Raw genomic sequence first — 6,809 nt, 5'->3', positions numbered from 1 at the left:
CCGGTAGCATAGCCACCGCCGATGACCACTGCTTTGAAGGCAAAGCCCGGCAGCAGGTAGCGTTGAAACCAGCTCGAGGTCTGCATCAAACACCCAAGCAGCGGTCGAGCAACTGCTCGAACTCGGCGCCGCCGCGAATCGGATCGGCGACCGGCAGGCCCAGTCGCTTGCTCTCGCTCGCGAACAATGCTCGCGCCTCGGCTTCCGACAGCTTGGAGGTATTCAAACTGATACCGCCGCAACGAATCGCCGGATTGGTACGACGACCCAGCCGCAGATTCAGATCGATGGTCTCTTCCAACGACGGCAACACATAGTCCGGCAGGCCAAGCACATGAGTGCGGCCCGGCTCGTGGCACACCACGATCACGTCGGGCTGGCTGCCATGTAACAAACCGAGAGACACAGCCGCATAGGCGGGATGAAACAACGAGCCCTGCCCTTCGATGACGTCCCAGTGGTCGGCCGCAGCCTCAGGTGAGATCTGTTCGGCAGCACCGGCTTCGAAGTCCGACACCACCGCGTCCATGGGCATGCCGCTGCCGGCGATCATGATGCCGGTCTGGCCAGTGGCACGAAAATCAGCGCTCACGCCGCGTTGCTTGAACGCTTTGGCAATGGCCAGCGCGGTGTATTTCTTGCCCAACGCACAATCGGTTCCGACCGCCAGTAGTCGCATACCGCTGCGTTTACGACCACTGGCGGTCGGGATTCCTCGCGGCGGCGTGCGGACGTCGATGAGCCGACGTCCATGACGCTCGGCGGCTGCAACTAACGCCGGCGTGTCGACGAGACGCGTATGCATGCCACCCACCAAATCGAGCCCGGCCTCCAGTGCGGCCAGCAGCGAAGGCATCCAGCTGTCCAGGATGCGCCCGCCCATGTTTGCTACACCGATGATCATGGACCGCGCCCCCTTGGCTCGCGCCTGCGCCGGCGTGAGCTTGGGCAGCCCGAGCGTGATGGCGTCGGGCGAGCATGCCAGCTCGCCCACACATTGCTCGGGTGCCCAGTCACGCAAGCCGAACGCCGTCTTGGCGAATCCTGGTTCCGTGGTATCCCCCAGGAACAACAGGTACGGTTGCGGCAGGTCCAACACAGTCGAAATGTTTGCTGTTGAGTTCACGGTACGATTTAGCTTGTGACTGAAACTTAGAATTGGAAATCGATGCTCACACCCACGGTGCGTGGCTGAAGCACGTTGAGATCGAGACGGACCGGCTGATCGAGACCATCCACGGTGACGCCGCCGCCGGTGAAAGCGCGCTCATCGGTGAGATTCTTTACAAACAACCGCAGCGTCGCGTTACTGATCTGCACGTCCGCGTGCAGATCCAGCACATCGTACGAGGGCAACAAGTACGCGCGATTGTCTGCAGTCATGACCACTTGGGACCAACGCTCATCGATGTAGCGCCAGCCGCCGCCGACATTGGCGTCGTGGCCGCCGAAGGCCGTGAACGAATAGTTCGCGGTGATCGCACCAGACCACTCCGGTACACCGGGCAGCTGTACGCCCAGTGCATTCGGCAGGTCCTCCGGACTCGATTTCAAGGTCGCGTCCGTATACGAGAAGTTGAAGCCGAGCTGCAGCCCTGGGCTGACCGAGAACAACGACTCGAACTCCACACCTTTACTTTCCGCGTCACCGGCATTGCCCAGGCCGCTGACACCGGCGAAGCTTCGAATTTGTTGAATGTCCTGCCAGTCGATATAGAACACCGAGGCGTTCAACAACGCACGACCGTCCATGAAGATGGTCTTCAAGCCCAGCTCGTAGTTGGTCAGCTCATCGGCTTCCACCTGCGGCGGCATGTTGAGCACGATGGTGTTCGGGCCGCCCGGCCGATAACCGGTGGCAACTCGCGCGTAGAGCATCGTGTCGTCCGTCAGGTGCCAGCGCGGGCTAACTGCGTAAGTGAACACGTCCTCATCAGACTCACCCGGCTGGTTCGCGGTCGGCAGCACCGCACCGCCGCTAATCTGGCGGAACTTCTGTTCGTTCGCCGCAAATCGCAGACCGGTAGTCACATCGAAACTGTCGCTGATCCTGAACGTCACGTCGCCGAACACGGCGACCTCCTGGTACTCGGACGGCAGCAGCGCAAACGCGAAGTTCGGCTGAAAACCCGCGAGCGGCACGCGGTTTACATCGGTCGCGTAAACCACCTGTTCGTTTTCGCTATCTTCCTTCGTGTAGAACGCACCGACGCGCCACTGGATCGCACCGTCGCCACTAGAGGCGAGGCGGAATTCCTGGGTCCACTTCTTGTGATCCAACGTGATATTGAACTTGGCCAGGCCGGGATCGTAAGGAAAGCCCGGCAGCTCCAGCACCGTGCTGTAGAACGGGAAGAACGCGCCGAACGTGATAGTCGCGTCCTGGGTCTGCGAGGTATGCGTGGTGGAGTAGCTGCTCGCCGAGACGAACTCGCCCCACCCCAGATCCCAGTTGAGAGTGGCCGAGTAGTAATCCACGTCCTTGCTGAATGGCTCGTCCCAGGACTTCGACACGGTGAGATCCGGCAGATCTCGACGCGCGCGGAATGGATCGGCACCGGCCAGCGACAGCGTCATCGACGCATTGTCATCCGAATCCAAACGCTGCCACATGCCGCCGAGCTTCAGCGAGGCGTTCTCGTTGATTTGCCACAACAGCGCCAGACGACCGCCGCTCTGCTCCAGATCGTTCACGTCTTGTTCGCCGGTGTAATCGTTGTCGATGTAACCCGGTGTGTTCTGTTGAAAGTAGCTGGCCCGTAACGCGACCGAATCACTCAGCGGCACATTCACGCCGACGCGAGCACCCCACCCCAAATCATCGGCGCCGCTCACATCGGAGCCTTCGATACCGCCGCGGAATTCGAATCCCTCGGTGCTCGGTTCTTTCAACACGTACTTCAACAAGCCACCCATCGCGCCGGCGCCGTACAGCGTGCCTTGCGGGCCGCGCAGCACTTCGACGCGTTCGATGTCATAAGGCATGAGGTCGAGAGCGAAGCCGGTCGCACGAGCGTAGTTGTTGCTCGCACCGAGCGGCGTATCGTCGACGTAGGTGCCCACCACCGAACCTGGGCCCACCGGCGCGATACCACGCAAGGTGATGGTGGTCTGGCCGGGGCTGCCGCCGCTACTGATATTGATGCCAGGCATGTACGCGGCGTAATCCTGCAACTGGGTAGCGTGCACACGAGTCAATTGCTCCTCGCCAAATGCACTCACGGAGGCGGGAACGTCCTGCAGGCTCTCGTTGCGCTTCTGCGCAGTCACGATGATTTCGACGATCACGTTGTCTTCAGCGGCACGCACATTGGTGACGCCCATCATCATCGCCAATGCGCTACCGGACAGGCCGAGTGCCATACCGCGCGACAGTCTGATGCAATTAGTCATAGTCGCTCCCCGTGTTATTGGTCGATCGCCGCGCCGTGGCGGACTCGCTTCAGTTCAAGTCAGTTCGCGTCACCCCAAATACTGCCGGAGCAGTGCACATTGCCATCCTGGTAAATGACGCCGGGATTGCGGTCTTGTGCCAGAAAAATCGGTCCATCCAGATCCACGTAGTCGCACAGCTGCGCCACCACGAACGACGGCGCCATCGACAGGCTGCTGCCCATCATGTTGCCGACCATGACTTGCATCCCGAGGCGACGCGCTTCGTGCGCGATTGCCAGGCCTTCGGTCAAGCCACCGCATTTATCGAGTTTGATATTGACCACTTGGAAGCGGCCCACCAGGCCCGCCACGTCGGCCAGGCCTTGCACGCTCTCATCCGCCGCAATGGGAATGGAGCTGCGGAAACCCTCCAGCTCGGCTTCGCGACCGCGCGGCAAGGGCTGTTCCACCAGCTTTACGCCGGCTTCTACAAACGTCGGCATCACCTGCTGCAACGTCTGCATCGAATAGCCTTGATTCGCATCGACGCCGATCCAAACATCCGGCCGCAGTCGACGCACGCCACGTACGCGCTCGATGTCCATCGCCACGTCGCCATCGAGTTTGAGCTTGAGTGCCTTGGCGTCCGGCAAAGCTTCGGCCGCGCGCACCACGGCCGGCGGGCCATCGGCACTCAAAGTAAACGTGGTGATGCGCGGCACGACCCGCTCGAGACCTGCGAGCTGCCACACCGGCTTGCCGAGCAGCTTCGCTTCGAGATCCCACAACGCACAGTCCAGCGCGTTGCGCGCGCCGCCCGGCGGCAGAAGCGTCAACAACTGCTGACGATCGATGCCGCGTTCGATGGTGGCGCGATGTGCCTCCAACGTCGGCAGCATTTTCTCGGGCGTATCGTTGAGGTAATAAACGCCGCCCGCCTCGCCTCGGCCGACCGCCGACCCGCTCTGCAAAGTCACCACGGCGACCGGCACTTCAGTAAAGGTGTAGCCGGAGATCCGAAACGGCGACTTCAAGCGCAGCCCTTCGATCTCGACCTTCATTTTCACAGGAACAGCCATCTTAATAATTCACATCAAAAGCAATCAGGTGATAGGCGAATGCCACGCCCAACAGGATCAACAGCGCCACAGCCAGCAGCACGGCCCACACTTTCGAGTACCACCTGCGCGGGCTGCGCACGACCACCAACGCGTTCCACACGCCGAGCACGGCACCGCCGATGAACACGACCAGCGACACCAGCTGCATGAACCACAACCAACCATTGCTGCTGTCGGAGAGCAGGCGCAGATCGCCCATCATCTTGGCGATGGTGATGGCCCACACGGCGAACACGGCGACCGCGGCCGTAGCAGCGATACGAACCCAGCGATGCGCCTTCGCGTCCTGGCCCTCGAGCCGATACGGCACGCCATAGTGACGACGCACCAGCGCGGACACTGGCCACGCCAGGCTGGTGAGCAGCAGCGCGATCAAACCTACGACGATCAGCGGCAACCACAATGCCGGCGACTTCGCGCTCGGCACGCGATCGAACATCATGAACGGCGACAGGCCGTCGAAAGTGAAGCGAGTGACCTGACCGTCTTTGAACTCTGCGGCCAGCAGGCTCTGGCCATCGACATCGCGCCACACGAACGGCTCGATCTCGCGCCATTTGATGGCGTCGCCGGCCAGGTTCTTGGCCATGGACACGCTGATGGTGTGATCCGGATTGGCGACGATCTTGATCGGGCCGGCCAGCCCAAGCAGGCTGAACAGGCTGCTGTCGGCGCGACGCGAGTTTTCATACACACCGGTCATCAGACCGGCATGCTCGGCGGCGGTCTTCTCATCGACCTTGCCGTCCAGCGTTTTGCCCGGCAGATAACGCTCAGCGAACTGATCGAACAGCGTGCTACGAATGTTATGAGTGCCGGGCCCTTTGCCGGCGCTGTTCAAGGAAACGAACATGCCGACGTTGTCGTCGGGGAACAGATGCAAATCGCTGTGGAACCAATTGGTGTCGCCGCCGTGGCCGAGCGCGCGATGGCCGTTGTAGTTCTGTTCGTAGAACCCCAGCAGCATGCGATGCACGCGCGGCAGGATGGTCAACGCAGTCGTATGCATCTGCTGAGCGGTGCTCTCCTGCAGGATGCGGCCGGAACCGTATTCGCCATTCTGCAAGTGAGCGATCATGAATTTGGCCATGTCGGCGCCGCTCGCGGCCAGGCTGCCTGCGGGCGCCGGACCGACGAACTCGTACTGCTTGGGTTCGCCCGCCGACGTTTCGTAGCCATGGGACATCAGCGGCTTGAGCTGCTCGGGCAACGGCTGACGGAAGCTGGCGTGTTGCATGCCGAGCGGTTGGAAGATGTGTTGTTCGATGTAATCGTCGAACGGTGTGCCGGATACGCGTTCAACGATGTAACCCGCGAGCGACGTCGCGTAGTTGGAATAGGCAGGCGTGGTGCCCGGCGCGAAGATGCGAGTCGGCACCCACTTCTTCAAGAGTTCGCCGTAGGGGGCGACCGGATTCTCTTCGGTGCCCATCAAGCCTTTGAACTGTTCTTCGAAGCCGGCGGTGTGCGTCATGATGTTACGCAAGGTCACCGGTTTACCGTCGCGCTCTGGAATCTTGAAATCCAGATACTGATTCACGTCGGCATCCAGATCGAGCTTGCCCTGCTCCACCTGTTGCATCACCGCCGTCCAGGTGAACAACTTGGAAATCGAGCCAGGACGAAACAAAGTGAGTTCGGGATCGACCGGCTTGCGTGCGGCCACGTCGGAATAGCCGTAACCCTTTTGCACCAACACCTGGCCGTCCTTGACGACGACCACGACCGCGCCGGCCACGCCGCTGGTCTGCAGCGCATAAGGCACGTAGCCATCCAGCCAGGCTTCGACGTTCTCGCGCGTCAACGGAGCGACATTCGGCGCCTCCGCTTGCGGCACCACCGCTTCGGTGGCCGGTCCAGGCGGCGGAATTTGCGCTCCCTCCTGGGCCCACGACGGGCTCGCCATCGCCCCCAGCAAATAACCCACAGCCGCCATCGTCGTCGCTATGCGTGCGCGCATCGCTTCCTCACCTGAACAGGGGGCCGCTTTCGTGGCGGCGGTATTTTCTCCCATTGGCAATAATAGTCCTGATTAGAGAATCGTCAACCTGATCGTGCAAAACCCGCCTCGGCTGTGAGCCGGGGCCTCCAGATGCCGGTAGAATCTTCCCTATGAAAACCACTAAACCCGCGGCAAAAGCCGCTACCGCCCGACGCAGCGAACGGGCTGGCGACAAACCGACCCTGGGCCGGGTGCTGCGCGCGCTGCGCAATCGTAACGATTGGCCGCTCACGGAAATGAGCGACCGCACCGGCATTCCGCTGTCGACCCTGGCCAAGGTCGAACACGATCGACTCACGCTCACCTACGAC

At 61.5% G+C, this 6,809-nt stretch carries 4 protein-coding genes and 1 pseudogene; 1 reads left to right on the top strand and 4 read right to left on the bottom strand.

All coding sequences use genetic code 11. The features are described 5' to 3' along the window. Positions 1–85: 85 nt before the first annotated feature. From JNL55_RS08330 to JNL55_RS08315, 4 genes are read right to left on the bottom strand one after another with little or no spacing between them, the layout of a single operon-like run. The gene (locus JNL55_RS08330) at positions 86–1,126 is read right to left on the bottom strand and encodes a DUF1611 domain-containing protein (protein WP_293851887.1); all 1,041 of its coding nucleotides are present in this window, start codon (positions 1,124–1,126) and stop codon (positions 86–88) included. Positions 1,127–1,152: 26 nt separating this feature from the next. Continuing rightward, the gene (locus JNL55_RS08325) at positions 1,153–3,393 is read right to left on the bottom strand and encodes a TonB-dependent receptor (protein WP_293851885.1); all 2,241 of its coding nucleotides are present in this window, start codon (positions 3,391–3,393) and stop codon (positions 1,153–1,155) included. Between the two features lie 59 nt (positions 3,394–3,452). Next, the gene (locus JNL55_RS08320; RefSeq protein ID WP_293851883.1) at positions 3,453–4,454 is read right to left on the bottom strand and encodes a dipeptide epimerase; all 1,002 of its coding nucleotides are present in this window, start codon (positions 4,452–4,454) and stop codon (positions 3,453–3,455) included. 1 nt (position 4,455) lies between these two features. Beyond that, a complete protein-coding gene (locus JNL55_RS08315; RefSeq protein ID WP_293851882.1) occupies positions 4,456–6,456 on the bottom strand; it encodes a serine hydrolase domain-containing protein in 2,001 nt (666 codons plus the stop codon). Between the two features lie 152 nt (positions 6,457–6,608). On the opposite strand from JNL55_RS08315, the pseudogene JNL55_RS08310 reads away from it, so the two are divergent. Next, positions 6,609–6,809, top strand: a pseudogene (locus tag JNL55_RS08310) (hypothetical protein); the annotation flags it as partial.

Origin of the sequence: Steroidobacter sp. (assembly GCF_016790065.1) — a bacterium.
GTDB lineage: Bacteria > Pseudomonadota > Gammaproteobacteria > Steroidobacterales > Steroidobacteraceae > Steroidobacter.
Note: the sequence above shows the minus strand (reverse complement) of the source record. Positions and strands in the feature narration are given on the sequence as shown.

Coding starts and splice junctions, on each gene's coding strand:
- JNL55_RS08325 (WP_293851885.1), bottom strand. CDS start 3,393: ATGACTAATTGCATCAGACTGTCGCGCGGTATGGCACTCGGCCTGTCC.
- JNL55_RS08320 (WP_293851883.1), bottom strand. CDS start 4,454: ATGGCTGTTCCTGTGAAAATGAAGGTCGAGATCGAAGGGCTGCGCTTG.
- JNL55_RS08315 (WP_293851882.1), bottom strand. CDS start 6,456: ATGCGCGCACGCATAGCGACGACGATGGCGGCTGTGGGTTATTTGCTG.